15 protein-coding genes and 2 pseudogenes are annotated in these 15616 nt (G+C 65.0%); 9 read left to right on the forward strand and 8 right to left on the reverse strand.

What is annotated here, in order from left to right:
* The 3 genes from B4393_RS23655 to B4393_RS23665 all read right to left on the reverse strand — a co-directional run.
* Nucleotides 1–370 (reverse strand): DUF222 domain-containing protein (locus B4393_RS23655; RefSeq protein WP_157901327.1); only part of this gene is annotated, 370 nt, incomplete at its 3' end.
* An 84-nt stretch (nt 371–454) separates the two neighbouring features.
* Nucleotides 455–1633 (reverse strand): DUF4185 domain-containing protein, encoded by a 1179-nt coding sequence (locus B4393_RS23660; RefSeq protein ID WP_078336213.1) that lies wholly within the window; start codon nt 1631–1633, stop codon nt 455–457.
* A 71-nt stretch (nt 1634–1704) separates the two neighbouring features.
* On the reverse strand, nt 1705–2694 hold the full coding sequence (locus B4393_RS23665) for an LLM class flavin-dependent oxidoreductase (protein ID WP_078336214.1): 990 nt from the start codon (nt 2692–2694) through the stop codon (nt 1705–1707).
* 71 nt (nt 2695–2765) lie between these two features.
* Between B4393_RS23665 and B4393_RS23670 the strand changes: the two genes are divergently transcribed.
* From B4393_RS23670 to B4393_RS23690, 5 genes are read left to right on the forward strand one after another with little or no spacing between them, the layout of a single operon-like run.
* Nucleotides 2766–3020: a hypothetical protein gene (locus B4393_RS23670; RefSeq protein ID WP_078336272.1), complete on the forward strand. Its 255-nt coding sequence runs from the start codon at nt 2766–2768 to the stop codon at nt 3018–3020.
* Nucleotides 3017–4006 (forward strand): phosphotransferase family protein, encoded by a 990-nt coding sequence (locus tag B4393_RS23675; RefSeq protein WP_078336215.1) that lies wholly within the window; start codon nt 3017–3019, stop codon nt 4004–4006. Before B4393_RS23670 ends, B4393_RS23675 begins: the two co-directional genes overlap by 4 nt.
* A gap of 29 nt (nt 4007–4035) precedes the next feature.
* On the forward strand, nt 4036–5298 hold the full coding sequence (locus tag B4393_RS23680) for an acyl-CoA dehydrogenase family protein (protein ID WP_078336216.1): 1263 nt from the start codon (nt 4036–4038) through the stop codon (nt 5296–5298).
* A gap of 44 nt (nt 5299–5342) precedes the next feature.
* On the forward strand, nt 5343–5822 hold the full coding sequence (locus tag B4393_RS23685; protein WP_078336273.1) for a gluconokinase: 480 nt from the start codon (nt 5343–5345) through the stop codon (nt 5820–5822).
* Complete coding sequence (locus tag B4393_RS23690; RefSeq protein WP_078336217.1) at nt 5819–7207, forward strand: GntP family permease; 1389 nt, start codon at nt 5819–5821, stop codon at nt 7205–7207. The genes B4393_RS23685 and B4393_RS23690 overlap by 4 nt, the downstream gene beginning before the upstream one ends.
* On the opposite strand, the gene B4393_RS23695 is transcribed toward B4393_RS23690, so the two are convergent.
* Nucleotides 7204–7956, reverse strand: a complete 753-nt coding sequence (locus tag B4393_RS23695) for a class I SAM-dependent methyltransferase (protein ID WP_078336218.1) — start codon at nt 7954–7956, stop codon at nt 7204–7206. The genes B4393_RS23690 and B4393_RS23695 overlap by 4 nt on opposite strands.
* The gene (locus B4393_RS23700; RefSeq protein WP_070938671.1) at nt 7953–8663 is read right to left on the reverse strand and encodes a dienelactone hydrolase family protein; all 711 of its coding nucleotides are present in this window, start codon (nt 8661–8663) and stop codon (nt 7953–7955) included. Before B4393_RS23700 ends, B4393_RS23695 begins: the two co-directional genes overlap by 4 nt.
* Nucleotides 8664–8734: 71 nt before the next feature.
* On the opposite strand from B4393_RS23700, the gene B4393_RS23705 reads away from it, so the two are divergent.
* Nucleotides 8735–9391: a TetR/AcrR family transcriptional regulator gene (locus B4393_RS23705; protein WP_078336219.1), complete on the forward strand. Its 657-nt coding sequence runs from the start codon at nt 8735–8737 to the stop codon at nt 9389–9391.
* On the opposite strand, the gene B4393_RS23710 is transcribed toward B4393_RS23705, so the two are convergent.
* Genes B4393_RS23710 through B4393_RS23720 form a run of 3 tightly spaced genes read right to left on the reverse strand, consistent with a single transcriptional unit; the run spans nt 9388 to nt 13024 of the window.
* Nucleotides 9388–11085, reverse strand: a complete 1698-nt coding sequence (locus B4393_RS23710) for a Maf family protein (RefSeq protein WP_078336220.1) — start codon at nt 11083–11085, stop codon at nt 9388–9390. The genes B4393_RS23705 and B4393_RS23710 overlap by 4 nt on opposite strands.
* 20 nt (nt 11086–11105) lie before the next feature.
* Nucleotides 11106–11417, reverse strand: a complete 312-nt coding sequence (locus B4393_RS23715; RefSeq protein WP_078336221.1) for an acyl-CoA carboxylase epsilon subunit — start codon at nt 11415–11417, stop codon at nt 11106–11108.
* Nucleotides 11414–13024, reverse strand: coding sequence for an acyl-CoA carboxylase subunit beta (locus B4393_RS23720; RefSeq protein ID WP_078336222.1), 1611 nt, complete (start codon nt 13022–13024; stop codon nt 11414–11416). The genes B4393_RS23715 and B4393_RS23720 overlap by 4 nt, the downstream gene beginning before the upstream one ends.
* A gap of 107 nt (nt 13025–13131) precedes the next feature.
* Here B4393_RS23720 and B4393_RS23730 point away from each other — a divergent pair.
* The 3 genes and pseudogenes from B4393_RS23730 to casI form a co-directional block, all read left to right on the forward strand.
* A pseudogene (locus tag B4393_RS23730) lies at nt 13132–13569 on the forward strand (PucR family transcriptional regulator); the annotation flags it as partial.
* Nucleotides 13556–13933 (forward strand): annotated as a pseudogene (locus B4393_RS23735) (nuclear transport factor 2 family protein); the annotation flags it as partial. The pseudogenes B4393_RS23730 and B4393_RS23735, both read left to right, overlap by 14 nt.
* Complete coding sequence (gene casI, locus B4393_RS23740; RefSeq protein ID WP_078336224.1) at nt 13930–15612, forward strand: steroid-22-oyl-CoA synthetase; 1683 nt, start codon at nt 13930–13932, stop codon at nt 15610–15612. The pseudogene B4393_RS23735 and the gene casI, both read left to right, overlap by 4 nt.
* Nucleotides 15613–15616 lie beyond the last annotated feature (4 nt).

A 15616-nucleotide genomic window follows, 5' to 3' on the forward strand; every position in this document is an offset into this window, starting at 1 on the left:
GGACGTGTTCCTCGCCGATATCGCCGCGCCCCAACGCCTCGGCGGTGCGCGGTAGGACAGGCGCCAACACCTCACCGGTGATCGCCCGCCGCGGGGCGAGCTGCTGCGCATCGGCGATCCGGCGCCGCGCCGCACCCTTACCGATATGCAGCCGCCGCGACAACACATCCGCATGCGACGTGCCCCCAAGCTCTACCGGGGACGCCTCACCCGTCACCTTCGGAACCAAACCCACACCGCGGGCGGACAATCGGCGCTGCACAACCTCCAGGCGCGCCAACACCGTCAACGCCTCAGCGGCGGTGAGCGCATCGACCGAATCAGCGCAGAAGGCATCAACCGCCGCCTCCAACACCCCGATCGAACTCATGTTCGAATTATAGAGACACCCGCCGACAAAACCGTCGAGTTTGTGACAGATGAAACTACTGCGGCACAAGTGAATTGGAGCAGATCAGCGATTGAGGTTCACCACAAACTGCTGCACGTTGTACGGGTTGTTGAGGTCGGTGTTCCACTGACTGACCAGGATGATCGTCCGGTCCAGCGTCGAGCCGGGCACGATGTAACCGCCATAGTTCTGCGGGACGTCGGCCTGGGTGGCGACGATGGTCAGTGCACTGTTATCCGGATTCAGTACCTGGGTCGGGTCATCGGCGACACGGACCTCTATGTTTCCCGTGTCCGCATTGAACCCGGACAGCACGGACTTACCGTCGATCTCTCGCAGGCTGATCTCGCCGTAGCGGTCATCGGACAGCGGGGTGGGTGCCACATCCCATTTCCAATCCCCGTCGTCGCCGATTCCCCATGCATGCCACCAGTTTCGGTCGGTGAACTTTTCGGCGGGCACTCGGTAAAGCCAGACGGGACGCTGCCTGTCGAATCCGTCGGCGACGATATAGACCCAACCATCGGCGGCCTGGTATCCGCTGATCTGTGTCTGGTTCCCGTCCTGCCAGTCAGCTCCGCGTAATGAACCGGGCACCGTGGGCCAGTGGGGGTTGTCCGGGTCGATGCGAACCAGCCGCGTATCGATGGGTTCCAGGTTGTTGACATTGGCGATGAGGGCGTAGTCGATGCCGTACACCGAGATGGTGCCTGCGGGCAGCTGGCTGTTGGCCTGTGGTGGCCTGGCATCCGCGTACAGGGTGCCGTTCCCGCCGAACGAACGGTCGAACTGAATGAGATCGCTGAGCGTGCCGGGCCGGACATGTAGGCCCAACGAGGGGCTCCAGGCTCCCTGAAAGGCGCCGTTACCGGCAAAGGTGTCGCCGGCGAGCGCAACCTGACCGCTGGGGGCTATCTCGCAGAGGTCGGTGGCGCCGGCGCCGAGTGCCGCGGTGGGTGAATCTGTTCCCGCGATGGGGCCCAGATTGATGGCGGTTCCGGGATCGGGCTGCGGAGGCGCCGCCCTGTCGATGGAGAATCCCTGGACATTCGCGCGTGGTGGCAATGGCGGTGCAGGGCTTTTGGTGAGCGCAAACGGGGGAGGCTGTCGCTTCACGGGCTTCTTGGTGGCGGCGGCGCGTTTGCGGGGCGGAGCTGCTTTGGCTGCTGCAGCCTTGCGTGCCGGGGCGGCCTTCTTCGCCGGGCGCGGTTTGGCATTCTTGCTGTCTACAGGATCGGACATAATTACCCCCTGTTGGCGACGTATACCGACGTCACCAAAATTACCGCTAGCTGACGCGTTCCGCTTGCTGATTAGCCGAGGTCACCGACCTCGGCGACAATCTCCAGCGACCGTAGCTGCAGTTTTCGATCGGGTGCGTTGGGCACCACGATGAGCTCGTCGGCGTCGGCCAACTGCGCAAAATCGTCTAAGTAGGCGCCCACCTGATCCGGTGTCCCGACCGCGAAATACTTCGTCATCGCCTGAATCTGCTGTCCAGCAGGAGAATTCAGGGCAGCGAGGGCCTCGTCGTCGGTAAGGAGGGGGCCGCCGCCGCGATGCAGGAAAAGCTTGGCGCGTTCGATCAACGCCGCGCGATGCTGATCCTGTGCGGTGGCCTCGTCGTCTGCGGCGATCACGTTGACGCCAGCGATGACATAGGGGGCATCGAGCTGCTCGGAGGGTTGGAATTCCCGTCGGTACAGCGCGACAGCGTCCTGCAGGGCAGGGGGTGCGAAGTGCGAGGCGAAACCATAGGGCAGGCCCAGTACCGCGGCCAGCTTCGCGCCGAACAGCGATGACCCGAGGATGTAGAGCGGTACGTGCGTCCCGCGCCCGGGTGTCGCGGTCACACCGGGAACGCGGCTCTGCTCGCCCAGGTATGCCTGCAACTCGATGACGTCCTGCGGAAAATGCTCGGCGTCGCCGGGACCATGCCGCAGCGCGCGCAGCGTCACCTGATCCGTCCCCGGCGCGCGGCCTAGCCCCAGATCAATACGCCCGGGATGCAGTGTTTCGAGCGTGCCGAACTGCTCGGCGATCTGCAGGGGGGAGTGGTTGGGCAGCATGATGCCGCCCGCGCCCAGCCGGATAGTCGAGGTCTGTGTGGCCACGTGGCCGATCAGGACGCTCGTCGCCGACGACGCGATGGAGCGCATGTTGTGATGTTCGGCGTACCAGACCCGATGAAACCCCAGCGCTTCGGCGTGCCGGGCAATCTCCACGCTGGCAGCGAAGCTCTCTGCCACCGTTTCGTGCGGCGCCACCCGCGCCAGATCCAGTATCGATAAAGGTCTTGCCATGACTTCGAGCAACCGCCGGCGTTTCTTCGCTATTCCCCCGTGGGACCCACCATAGAAGGTACAAACAGATGGTGCCCTTCATTCCGACCGCAGCGGAACTGGCGGGTGCTCTCGCCGAACTGCTCGACGACCTCCAATCGGAGCTGCCCTCGTCCTCGGTGCATCGCGCCCGCGTGGGCGCCAACATCGCCAGGATTCTGCAGCGAGAACTGACCCTGCCGACGGTGTCGCCCGCCGAGGATCCTTCCTGGGAGAATTTGGTCGAGGCCGTACGCACCGAACTGGCCGTGGTCAAACCCGGCTACGACAGCTGGGCGGGCGAGTGAGCGATCTCTCCGAGGGGCTTACCCGCTACCTGCGGGACGAGTTCGGCAAGGAATTCACGGTCTCGGGTGTCGTCGGGGTCTCGGCCGGGGCACGACGGCGAAATGTGCTGCTGGATGCGACGTTCGAGGGCGAGACTCTAGAATTGGTGGCGACGATTGTGCCCGCCGTCGTACAGCAGGTACCGGTGAGCAGCGAGGCCGGAGTGCGTGAGCTGGCGCGGAGCAATGGTGTTCCGGTGCCGCGGGTGCGCGGTGTCTGTTCGGAGTCCTCGTATGTGGGTTCGCCCTTCATGATCTCTGAGCGCATTGCGGGAGAGACAGTGCCGCGCAAGGTTATTCGGCTGGTGCAAGCCCAGGGCAGCGGTGATCTGGTCGCCCGCCAGCTCGGTGCGGCAATGGGACGGCTGCACGGGATCGACCCGGCGATGGCGCCGCCCGACCTGCCCGGCGATCCGGAGTCCGAGCCCGCGGTCGTGATGTTGGAGCAGATGCGCGAGGGAGTTGCGGGACTGCTCGCGGATCGGCCGGTGTTCCAGCGCACGCTGTCCTGGCTCACCGAACGCATGCCCGGACCGCCTACTCGACGGTGCCTGGTGCATACCGACATTCGCAACGGCAATGTCATCGTCGGCGAGGACGGGCTACGTGCCGTACTGGATTGGGAAGGCACCACCCGCTTTGGCGACCCCATGCGCGATGTGGGTTGGACGGCGCTGCGCATGTGGCGATTTGGTCTCGACGACCGTGAGTTCGGCGGCTTCGCGGGTCGCGACGTGTTCGTGCCGGCCTACGAAGAATCCGGTGGGACCTTCGACTTCGAGCGATTCCAGTGGTGGAAGGTCCTGGGCACCCTGTGGTGGGGTGTTGGCCTTGCCGCACAGGCGAAGTCGTACCTGGACGGGAGTGTCCGAGACATCGTGATGGCTGCCAGTGGCCGACGGATACCCGAGATCGAATGGGACCTGTTGATGTTGACCAAACCATAGACGAAGTCATAGGTGCCGGAAGGAACCAGATGAATTTTGAACTGCCGCCCGAGCTTGTTGATTACCTGGCCGAGCTCGACGCGTTCATCGACCGTGAGATCGTCCCCCTCGAACAGGCCGATGACAACATCCGATTCTTCGATCACCGGCGCGAAGACGCCCGAACCGATTGGGACCGTGGCGGTCTGCCCAACGGTGAGTGGGAGGCACTGCTGGGAGAGGCTCGCAGGCGTGCCGATGCCGCAGGGCACTTTCGGTACCCGTTTCCCGCGGAATTCGGCGGACGGGGCGGATCCAACCTGGATATGGCCGTCATTCGTGAGCACCTGGCGCGGCGTGGTCTCGGACTGCACTGCGATCTGCAGAACGAACACGCCATCGTCGGCAACAACGTGGGGCTGCTGCTCATGTTGGAGTACGGCTCCGCAGAGCAGAAGGCCGACTGGGTGGAGGGACTCGCCAGCGGCACCAAGGTCTTCGCATTCGGCATCACCGAGCCCGAACACGGCTCCGATGCCACACACATGGAAACCCGTGCGGTCAGGGATGGATCGGACTGGATCATCAACGGCGAGAAGACCTGGAATACCGGTGTGCACATCGCCGATGCCGACCTGATATTCGCCCGCACCTCCGGTGAACCCGGCGACGGGCGGGGCATCACCGCCTTCCTGGTACCCGCAGATGCCCCTGGATTCAAGGTCGAGGAATACCTCTGGACCTTCAACATGCCGACCGACCACGCCCACATATCGCTGACCGACGTGCGGGTGCCCGATTCGGCGATCTTCGGCGGAGAGGGGCGCGGGCTCGGCGTGGTACAGCACTTCTTCAACGAGAACCGGATCAGGCAGGCCGCCTCCAGTCTTGGCGCGGCACAGTTCTGCATCGACCGGTCCATCGAGTACGCCAAGGAGCGCAAGCCGTTTGGGAAACCTCTGGCATCCAACCAGGCCATCCAGTTCCCTCTGGTTGAGCTGCAGACCCAGTGCGAGATGCTGCGGGCGCTGATCCACAAGACCGCCTGGTCCATGGACACCTATGGTCCGTTCTCCGTCTCCGAACAGGTGTCCATGTGCAACTACGTCGCCAACCGGCTGTGCTGCGAGGCCGCGGACCGCGCCATGCAGGTGCACGGCGGGATGGGCTACTCGCGGCACCTGCCGTTCGAACACATCTACCGACACCATCGGCGTTACCGGATCACCGAGGGCGCCGAGGAGATTCAGATGCGTAGGGTAGCTGGGTACATGTTCGGCTTCATGAGTCAGAAGGCACCCAAGGGGGTTTAGTGACCCGCTCAGCGGTACGGGCGTCGCCGCCCATCGTGGTGGTCATGGGCGTGGCAGGGGTGGGCAAGACCACGGTCGCGCGGCTGCTGGCGCAGCGGTTGGATGCCCCCTATGCCGAGGGCGACGACTTTCACCCCGAGGCGAATATCGCCAAGATGGCGGCGGGCATCGCGCTGGACGACGCCGATCGCGGGCCCTGGCTGCAGCGGATCGCCGAATGGATGTCGGAGCGCGGACACGAGGGGACCAGCGCGGTGGTCACCTGCTCGGCGCTCAAGCGCCGTTACCGGGACATTCTCCGTACCGGATGGCCGGATGCGTTCTTCTTGCACCTGACCGGGGACCGGACCCTGGTCGGTGACCGGATGTCGCATCGTGCAGGACATTTCATGCCCACGTCCTTGTTGGATTCGCAGTTCGAGATCCTTGAACCACTACAGCCGGACGAGAAGGGTGCCGTGCTGGATGTCGGTACCGGACCGGATGAACTGGTGGCGGAGGCGTTGAAGCAGCTCGGCGCATGACCGCCGGCCTGCTGCTACTGGCTGAACCGGCAAAGATCCCGCACACCACCAGTGATGTCCGGCTGCTTACCGCCGTCGTGCTGAGCATCGGCGTGATCATCCTGCTGATCACCCGGCTCAAGCTGCATCCGTTCCTGGCTCTGCTGTTGGGGTCGGGGACACTCGCCGCCGTCGCGAGCGTCCCGTTCGACAAACTGCTGGGCTCCTTTGTGACGGGCTTCGGCTCGACCATTGCGGGCGTTGGGCTGCTTATCGGGTTGGGGGCCATGCTCGGCCGTCTACTGGCCGATTCCGGCGGGGCGAACATCGTGGCCGATGCCGTGCTCGCACGGTCCAGCCCGCGCATGCTGCCGTGGGCGGTGGCCCTGATAGCCGCGGTGTTGGGGTTACCACTGTTCTTCGAAGTGGGTGTGGTGCTTCTGATTCCGATCGTGCTCTTGGTGGCGCGCCGGGGAAATGTGCCGCTGCTGCGGGTGGGAATCCCCGCGCTCGCGGGTCTGTCGGTGTTGCACGGATTGGTTCCGCCGCACCCGGGTCCGTTGGTGGCGGTGGATGCGTTGAAGGCGGATCTGGGGGTCACCCTGGCGTTTGGCCTTGTGGCGGCTGTGCCGACCTTGATCGTGGCGGGGCCGCTTTACGCGCGGGTGGCGGAGCGCTGGGTGGGGCCGTTGGCCATTCCCACCACGACGGCACCGGAGGCCGAGCGCGCGGGACCCGCTCCCAGCGTTGCCGCCGTGCTGGCGACCATCTTGCTTCCGGTGTCGTTGATGCTGGCGAAGGCGCTCTCCGATGTCGTCATCGATAACCCGAAATCATTGGTGCAGAGGATTTTGGACACGGCCGGCACACCTCTGGTGGCGCTGCTGGCGGCGACCCTGGTGGCGATGGTGACGCTGGGTAGGGCTTCGGGGCTCGACCGTACGGGCGTATCGGGGGTCATCGAGAAATCACTGGGACCCATCGCGGGCATTGTCTTCATCGTCGGCGCTGGAGGTGGATTCAAGCAGACCCTCATCGACGTGGGGGTGGGGGACGCCGTCAGCAGTTGGTCGGAGAAATGGCAGATCCCCGCGCTGGTGCTCGGCTGGCTCATCGCCGTGCTCATTCGGTTGGCCACCGGGTCGGCGACGGTTGCCACCATCACCGCCGCCGGCATCGTCTCGCCACTGGCGGCCGACATGTCCACCGCCCATGTGGCGCTGCTGGTCCTCGCCGTGGGCGCCGGGTCACTCTTCTTCTCTCACGTGAACGACGCCGGATTCTGGCTCGTGAAGGAGTATTTCGGGATGACCGTGGGCCAGACGCTCAAGTCGTGGTCGGTGATGGAAACGCTGATCTCGGTCGTCGGCTTCGCGATGGTGCTGCTGCTGAGCGCCTTCGTCTAGCCCTTTATGGCGCTGACGAACTGCGATAGGCCGCGGACTTCCTGATCGATATCCCGGAAATCCGCTGCGCGCAGCACCGATGTGATGTCGGACCGGTCGAAGCTGTGCAGGCCGCCCAGCGCGGCCAGTGTGACGGACACCGACCGCAGCGGCGCAGGGCCACGGGTGCAGCTTGTCATCACCGCGATACGGCCGCCCGGAGTCAGAACCCGCATCATCTCGTCGAGAACCTTGAAAGGCTCGGGCACCAAATAGAGTGCGGCAAAACAGCACACCGCATCGAAGCTCCCGTCATCGAAGGGCAGGGTGCGCGCGTCCGCACGTATGTAGCCGACACTGTCGGCCACATTGGTCCGGACCGCGCGTCGCAGCATGGGTTCGGAGAAGTCGAGCCCGACCGCCAGTCCTTCCTGGTCCAGTTGTCGCCCAAGGTATTTCGTAAAATTTCCGGGCCCGCAGGCGACATCCAGCAGTCGCTGGGTGCCCCTCAGCTGCAAGGCTGCCGCCGCGCGGCGTCGTTCGGCAGCAGGGGTGATGCCGGTGTAGGCGACGGTCTGGCCCCAGCGCCATGGCCCCTCGTAGACCGCGACCACCGCGGGATTGTTCATGGCGCGCTGTGCACCGCGCTGGGGCTGGTCCGAGGGCGGCGGCAGCAGATCCAGGTACCCGGCCGTGGAATGCGCGCTGCCACTGAGTGCGTCGGGCCGGACGATCGCGCGGAGCCGATCCAGTGTCGTCGTGGTCGTCATGTGGCCTCCTGTAGCCGGTTGTCGTCGCGAAGATGTTCAGCGAAAAAGGTGTAGACCCGTTGCCATGCGTGCGCCTCCGCTTCGGGGGAGTATCCGAATCCGGCGATTCGCATCAGCGGCTGCATCGGTAGTTGGTTGGCGAAGCTGTGCCCCGCGTCGTAGGTTTTGATGTCGTGCTCGATGTCATGGGCGTCCAATGCTTTTCGCAGCCGGGGCTCACCGCGGGGCACGAATGGGTCCCGTGTTGCCAGGCTTGCGACGACGGGACACGATCCCTCGAAATGATCCCCGTAGGGGCCGGGCATCGCACCGTAGAAGGGCGCGGCGGCATCGAACCCCTTGGTCGCGGTGATCATCACGAATCCGCCCCCCATGCAGAAGCCGGCCACCCCGACTGACGGTGTGGTGTACGGCAATGCTTGGACGTAGTCACGCGCGGCCATTACCTCCTCGACAGCCCGCCCGCGACGAGTCGCGAGATTGGTCAACACCCTGGCGATGCAACGGATCCGGCCCCGTGAATACAGATCGGGGGCCAGGGCGACGTAGCCGTTGGACGCCACGTTCTTGGTAATGCGGCGCAGGTCGGGGGTCGATCCGTTGATGTCGTGAAGCACCACGATCGACGGCCAGGGGCCATCACCCTCGGGTGTTTCCAGAATCGCGTCGATCTCCCCATTGGGGGTGGGTATTCGGATGTCGGTCATGCCCGCCTGGCCTCCATGGAATAATTATTTAACACTGACGTCAAATTAAATGAAAGGTATGCTCCGGCGTGATGTCTGTCAATGCCCGGCGGTCCCGGGGGCGCCCGCCCCAGACCGACGAGCAGCGTGCCACAACGCGGGCCCGCATCCTGGCGGCGGCCGGGGCGGTCTACGCCGAACATGGCTACCGGGGCGCCACGGTAGCGCGCATCGCCGAGCGCGCCGAGCTGTCGAAACCCACCTTCTATGCGTTCTTCGACGGTGTGGCGGAGGCGATTACGGCGCTGGTCACGGAGAGCCAGCAGCAGATGCTGACGCAGTGGGAGCCGGTGGCGAATGTCGGCGGCGATCTGGTCGCGCAGGTCAGCGCGGGACTGGATGCCTACCTGGAGACTGCCGAACGCGGCCGTGACGCATGGCTTGTCTTCCACATCGAACAAAACGACCCGGCTTCACCGGCCCGGCGACTGCGAGCCGCGTACGAAAGGCGCCTCATCGAGGTCATGCAGCAGGCCCTGGTCGCCAGCGGCAGGCCGGCTCCCACGGCGGAGACGCTGGGCGTGTTGTTGGCCGGCATGCAGGCGGGCTGCTATCGGTATCTCTCCACTCCCAGGAGTGGTCGTCCGGCGGTGCGCACCGCGATGCTGCGCAGCGCGCTCGCGTTGGTGGGCACACCGCAGGACTGGCGAGACGTCGCCGCGCACCCGGAAGTGTTCGGCGAGGGCTAGATGCTCAGGTACTGGGGTGCCAACACAATGGAGTACAGAATCGTCCGGTACGCGCGGGTTGGGTCGGTAACCCATTGGCTCACCAGGAAATACAGCGTTTGGGTGCCATTGGGGTTCATCGTGATATTGACGACTTGAGGGCCGTACGGCTGCAGTAGCTTGTGCGGATCGCGGGATATGAACGGATCATCCGGCCGGGGATCGGACGGGTCGTTGCGAATGAGCACCGTCATGGGCTCGCTGACCAACTCCTGCGGAGTCCGGAACAGCTTGAGCCCGATGTGCGCATCGCCCGAACCATTCGAATCGAGCAGTCCGAAACCGCCTGCGGGCAGGGCGAACAACTGATTCTCGCGATCGCCGCCGTCCTTGATCTCGCCGATCTTCTGCCACGCCGATGAGTCCAGGAAGGCCGGATCGTCGATCGGTGGGGTGAGCCACGCGAAACGCGGTGCCCAGGGGCCGGTTCCGACGTTTCCGGCCACCAGCATCCGGCGGTCGGGCACCGAAACCCCGCTCGGTTGGGAGATGCCGGCCATGACGCCCATCGGCCGGTAGGACGCCTTACCCGGCTCGCTCACGTCGTACACGATGGTGTCGGCCGATACGAAGGTGCTGCAGCCGGGCGACGGAATGCATGAGGCGAACAGCAGCGAACGGTGCGCCAACTCCGCGGATCCGGTCGGCAGTAGCCGGGCACCGTCTTGTGCATCTGCCGGCAGCACAAGGGGTTTGGAACGCCCACCCAGCGCAACCGAAGGGCTGGCGGGGTCTACGGGAATCAGCTGTATGCCGTCGCCGGTGTTCAGGTAGTCGCCGGTCCACAGACAGGCGCCACGGTTGGTGTGCACGCCGAGGTCAAAGGAATCGTTGCTGCAGGCGGTTTGGAAGCTGGTGTTGACCGACGGCATATGCGGAATCGGATTGCCCTGGGCGTCCTTGAATTCCTGCTGCTGGGTAGGCCCGACCATCACCAGCGAGTCGAACAGCGCCACCATACGCGGTGGCAGCGCGGGCGCGGGGGGTGTGTCCGGGTGGAACGGCTTGGGCGGCACATGTTTTTCATGGCGAACCCACAGTGACGAAGCGCGTACGCCGAGCTTGTCCAGCAATCGGCCGACCAGCGGCACGCTGACTCCGATGACATTCGACGGATCGCCGTCGATACCTTCGACGAACCAGCTCCCCAGGCCGTCGAGGGTGAATGCCCCCGCCACCTGTAGGGGTTCGCCGGTAGCCAGGTACGCTTCCAGGTCTTCCGCCGATGGTGTGCCGAAACGCACTGTGGTCGAGCGTGTTTCGCTCACACGCGCGGTGGGTTTACCGTCGATGACCCGCACCAGGCAGTGCCCGGTGAGCAGCTCGGCGCTGCGACCGGCCATCAGTCCCCAGCGGCGGCGTGCCTCCTCAACGGTGCCCGGCTTGCCCTGCAAGGAGCCGTTGAGCAGGAGCATCGAATCGCAGCCCAGCACCACCGCATCGGCGGCCACCTCACCGGCCAGGGTCGTCGCGACATCAAATGCCTTGGCGCAGGCCAATACCTCCACGGCACGTGCGGGAGCGGTACCCGAGGGCTGTGTCGCCATGACGAGATGCTCGTCGACGTGCGACACGATGACGACTGGATTGAGGCCGGCCTGCTCCAAGACCCGCTCGCGCGCGGGGGACGCGGAGGCCAGGACAAATGCGGTCATGGGGGACCGGTGACGACTATCTAGAACTTGCCTTGCGGGCGCGCCAGCTTCGCGCGCTCGTACATCGTGACCCGCTGCCAGCTGTGCGGGCTGTAGCGCAGCATGTCGATCGGCTCGGCCCACAGGTTCCGGGGCCTGAGGTCGGCGGCCTCGGCCTTGGACGCGAGCGCGCTGAGCGCTGCGACCAGGGCCGCGATCTCCGCATCGGTCGGGTTGCCGTTGAGCACCTGGATATCGGCAGCCTTGACTCGGCCTTCCTCGGCGGGGTTCGCCTCAGCGGTAACGGTTTCGCTGCTCTCGTCAGTCACGGACGCACCTTCTTCATTCGTCACAGCGGAATGTTTCCGTGCTTCTTCGGTGGGAGCCGCACGATCTTGCGATCGAGCAGGCGCAACGACGTGGCGATGTAGCCGCGGGTGTGCGACGGCGGGATGACCGCATCGACGTATCCGCGCTCGGCGGCGATGTACGGGTTCACCAGGGTGTCCTCGTACTCGGCCTGCAGCTGAAGACGCAGGGCGTCCACGTCGTCACCGTTCTTGGAAGCCTCGGTCAGCTGTGAGCGGTATACGAATCCCACGGCACCCGACGCTCCCATCACGGCGATCTGCGCGGTGGGCCAGGCGACGTTGACATCGGCACCCATGTCTTTGGACCCCATCACGCAGTACGCGCCGCCGTAGGCCTTGCGGGTGATGACGGTGATCTTCGGAACGGTGGCCTCGCCGTAGGCGTACAGCAGCTTGGCGCCACGCCGGATGATGCCGTTGTACTCCTGCTCGGTACCGGGCAGGAAGCCGGGCACATCCACGAGGGTGATGATCGGGATGCCGAAGCAGTCGCAGGTACGGATGAACCGCGCGGCCTTCTCGGAGGCGTTGATGTCCAGGCAGCCCGCGAACTGGGTGGGTTGATTGGCGACGATGCCGACGCTGCGGCCGTCGACACGGCCGAAGCCGACGATGATGTTCTGCGCGTAGCCGGCCTGCACCTCGAGGAACTCGTCGTCATCGAGGATGCGGGTGATGACCTCGTGCATGTCGTACGGCTGGTTCGGGGAGTCCGGGATCAGCGTGTCCAGCTCGACGTCCTCGTCGGTGAGGTGGTCTTCAATGGCACCGTCGGTGGGCTCGGGGCCCGGGTGGCGCGGGGGCTCGGAGGCATTGTTGGACGGCAGGTAGCTCAGGATGTCGCGGACGTAGTCGAAGGCGTCCTGCTCGCCGGAGGCGACATAGTGCGCGGTCCCGGACTTCGCCTCATGGGTGTGCGCTCCACCCAGTTCCTCCATGGTGACGTCCTCGCCGGTGACGGTCTTGATGACGTCGGGACCGGTGATGAACATCTGGCTGGTCTGGTCGACCATGACGATGAAGTCGGTCAGCGCGGGCGAGTACACGTGGCCACCGGCCGCGGGACCCATGATGAGCGAGATCTGCGGGATGACGCCCGAGGCGATGATGTTGTTGTGGAAGATCTGGCTGTACAGACCCAGGGAGACGACACCCTCCTGGATGCGGGCGCCGGCGCCCTCGTTGATGCCGATGAGCGGACGACCGGTCTTGAGCGCCAGCTGCTGCACCTTGACGATCTTCTCGCCGTACACCTCACCGAGGCTGCCGCCGAACACGGAGACGTCCTGGCTGAAGATGCACACGTCGCGCCCGTCGATGGTGCCGAAACCGGTCACCACGCCGTCGCCGAGGGGGCGCTTCTCGCCCAGGCCGAAGTTTGAGCTGCGGTGCTTGGCCAACGCGTCCAGTTCCACGAAAGAGCCCTCGTCCAGCAGCGCGAAGATGCGCTCGCGGGCGGTCAACTTGCCCTTGGCGTGGATCTTGTCGACGGCGGCCTCGCCGACCGGGTGCAATGCTTCCTCGCTGCGCCGACGCAGATCGGCGAGCTTGCCCGCGGTGGTGTGGATATCGGGCTCGGTGGTCGTCATGGGTCCCGATGTTATCGCGCTCCACCCGGCAGAACGCGCATGGGCCTTAGAGAGTTCTCAGAAATTTTCTCGAATGGATGTCCACCGATCGAGGTACAGAGAACGAGATGGACAAACAGCCTGCACTGGACGCCGACCTGGTCTTGATGATCGTGTCCCATTTCGACCAGCTTGATGCGGCAGATGTCGAGGCCGCGGTGCGTTCGGCGGAGGAACTCGCCGGGTGCCCGATCGGTGTCCGGTGGTCCGATGGCGCAGAGCCCACGGTGTGGCTCGAGCGCGAGGGACCGTCCCGTCCCGCCGACGAGCTCCTCCTGCACCGTCTGCGCCATTGTCTGACCCGGAGTGCGCCTGCCCAGACGCCCGCCGCCCTGCGGATGGACGATCCCGCCCTCATCGAAGTGGTGTTGTCCGGTGCCGCCGAACCCGAGGATCGAATGCGCGCCGTGCGCCTTCTCGGATTGGACGACACCCGTGAGCTGCGGGTGCTGGCGATATCCGCTCCCGCCGGTGCGCGCCGGCTCCTGGCTGATGGATGGTCAGGATTTCGGGCCCAAGGGGTGCGATGGGGTCCGCACCTATTACGCGGGGCTGGTGCAGGGACGGATGAGCGTCATGGAATTTGAGACGGATCGTCTTCTCGTCGACGACGATTGCGTTGTCACCGAGGGATTCCTCAAGCAGATCTATCCGGGCGCGGTGGCGCAGAGCATGGGGTTCCCGATCGAGGATCCCGGCGCCGACTATCTGCTGGTGTTCCGCCAGTTGGTGCTGTGGCCCGTCGATGCCGACGGCTTTATCGAGGGCGAGGACTCGTATCACTCCGGACCGGTGCGCATCACCAAGCTGACGCCGGAGGAGCTGCCTCAGGAATATCGGGATCTGATGGGTGCATCATCGGCGCTATGACCGCTGAGTCCATTTCCCCCGCGACATCGCATCGAGGCGATATCGCGGCCATGCTCCTGGATCGTGTGGGCGATAGTCACCTGGGGCTGCGCACGCGTGATCGCGACTGGACGTGGGACGACGTTGTCGGCGAATCCGCCGCGCGGGGTGCGTTGGCGCGGAAACTCAGGGCCGACGGGCCGTTTCATATCGGCGTGCTGCTGGAGAACGTGCCCGACTTCATCTTCTGGCTGGGCGGTGCCGCGCTGACGGGGGCCACCATCGTGGGGATCAACCCCACGCGTGGGCCGGCGGAGATGGCCGCCGAGATCCGCCACACCGACTGTCAGCTGATCGTCACCGACACCGAGCACCTCGGTCGCCTACAGGGTCTTGAGCTGGGGCTGTCCGCGGACCGATTTCTCGTGATCGATAGGCCCGAATACCTCACGCTTATTGACGAGAACCGCACCGCGGCAGTGGCTTCCGATGGGGTGGGCGCGGAGTCACTGCTCCTGCTGCTGTTCACCTCCGGCACTACCGGAGCCTCCAAGGCAGTGAAGTGCAGCCAGGGGCGACTGGCTCAGATCGCCCACCTGGCCACCGAGAAGTTTGGGCATGTGCGCTCCGATGTCGACTACTGCTGTATGCCGCTGTTCCACGGGAACGCGCTGATGGCGTTATGGGCCCCCGCATTGGCCAACGGTGCCACCGTCTGCGTGACGCCGACCTTCTCGGCGTCTCGGTTCTTGCCCGATGTGCGGTATTTCGGTGCAACATTTTTCACGTACGTCGGCAAGGCGCTCGGATATCTGTTGGCCACACCGGAGCAGGCCGACGACGCCGACAACCAGCTGGTGCGCGGATTCGGTACCGAGGCGTCTCCCGAGGATCAGGCCGAGTTCCGGCGACGGTTCGGTGCGGAGCTGTTCGAAGGCTACGGGTCCAGCGAGGGTGGGGGAGCGGTGGTGCTGGACGCCGAGGCGCCCACCGGCGCGCTGGGGCGCCCGGCCCACGACGGAGTGGCGATTGTCGATCCGCAGACGTTGCAGGACTGTGTCGCAGCAGTTTTGGACAGGCATGGGCGTGTGCTCAATGCCGACGAGGCGGTCGGTGAGATCGTCGACAAACAGGGTCGGCGTGGTTTCGAGGGCTACTACAAGAATGACGATGCCGACGCCGACCGCATCCGCAATGGGTGGTACTGGACCGGCGATCTCGGCTACCTCGATGCTGCCGGGTTCATCTACTTCGCGGGCCGTCGCGGTGACTGGATTCGGGTTGACGGCGAGAACACGTCGGCGCTGACCATCGAGCGGGCTCTGCGGCGTCACCCCGCGGTGATCGCCGCAGGGGTGTATGCGGTACCCGACCCGCGCTCCGGTGATCAGGTGATGGCCTCCATCGAGGTGGCGGATCCGGATTCATTCGATGTGGAGGGGTTCGCCGAGTATTTGTCGGCTCAGGAGGACCTGGGCGGCAAGGGCATTCCCAGGTTCCTGCGGGTCTCGGCCGACTTGCCGGTGACGGGCTCCAACAAGGTGCTCAAGCGTGAGCTACAGGAGCAGCGCTGGCACACCGATGAGCCCGTGTTTTGGTGGGCAGGTAGGGGTGCACCGGAATTCCTGCGAATGACGTCGGAGGACAAAACCGCACTCGATGCTCAATTCATGGCATATGGACGACAACGGCTGTTGTAGCGCG

The sequence above is a fragment of the Mycobacteroides franklinii genome (assembly GCF_002013895.1).
Lineage (GTDB): Bacteria > Actinomycetota > Actinomycetes > Mycobacteriales > Mycobacteriaceae > Mycobacterium > Mycobacterium franklinii.

What these genes read in the sequence shown, in the direction of transcription:
- B4393_RS23660 (WP_078336213.1), bottom strand. Translation starts at nt 1,633, where the DNA reads ATGTCCGATCCTGTAGACAGCAAGAATGCCAAACCGCGCCCGGCGAAG.
- B4393_RS23665 (WP_078336214.1), bottom strand. Translation starts at nt 2,694, where the DNA reads ATGGCAAGACCTTTATCGATACTGGATCTGGCGCGGGTGGCGCCGCAC.
- B4393_RS23680 (WP_078336216.1), top strand. Translation starts at nt 4,036, where the DNA reads ATGAATTTTGAACTGCCGCCCGAGCTTGTTGATTACCTGGCCGAGCTC.
- B4393_RS23685 (WP_078336273.1), top strand. Translation starts at nt 5,343, where the DNA reads ATGGGCGTGGCAGGGGTGGGCAAGACCACGGTCGCGCGGCTGCTGGCG.
- B4393_RS23690 (WP_078336217.1), top strand. Translation starts at nt 5,819, where the DNA reads ATGACCGCCGGCCTGCTGCTACTGGCTGAACCGGCAAAGATCCCGCAC.
- B4393_RS23695 (WP_078336218.1), bottom strand. Translation starts at nt 7,956, where the DNA reads ATGACGACCACGACGACACTGGATCGGCTCCGCGCGATCGTCCGGCCC.
- B4393_RS23700 (WP_070938671.1), bottom strand. Translation starts at nt 8,663, where the DNA reads ATGACCGACATCCGAATACCCACCCCCAATGGGGAGATCGACGCGATT.
- B4393_RS23705 (WP_078336219.1), top strand. Translation starts at nt 8,735, where the DNA reads ATGTCTGTCAATGCCCGGCGGTCCCGGGGGCGCCCGCCCCAGACCGAC.
- B4393_RS23710 (WP_078336220.1), bottom strand. Translation starts at nt 11,085, where the DNA reads ATGACCGCATTTGTCCTGGCCTCCGCGTCCCCCGCGCGCGAGCGGGTC.
- B4393_RS23720 (WP_078336222.1), bottom strand. Translation starts at nt 13,024, where the DNA reads ATGACGACCACCGAGCCCGATATCCACACCACCGCGGGCAAGCTCGCC.
- casI (WP_078336224.1), top strand. Translation starts at nt 13,930, where the DNA reads ATGACCGCTGAGTCCATTTCCCCCGCGACATCGCATCGAGGCGATATC.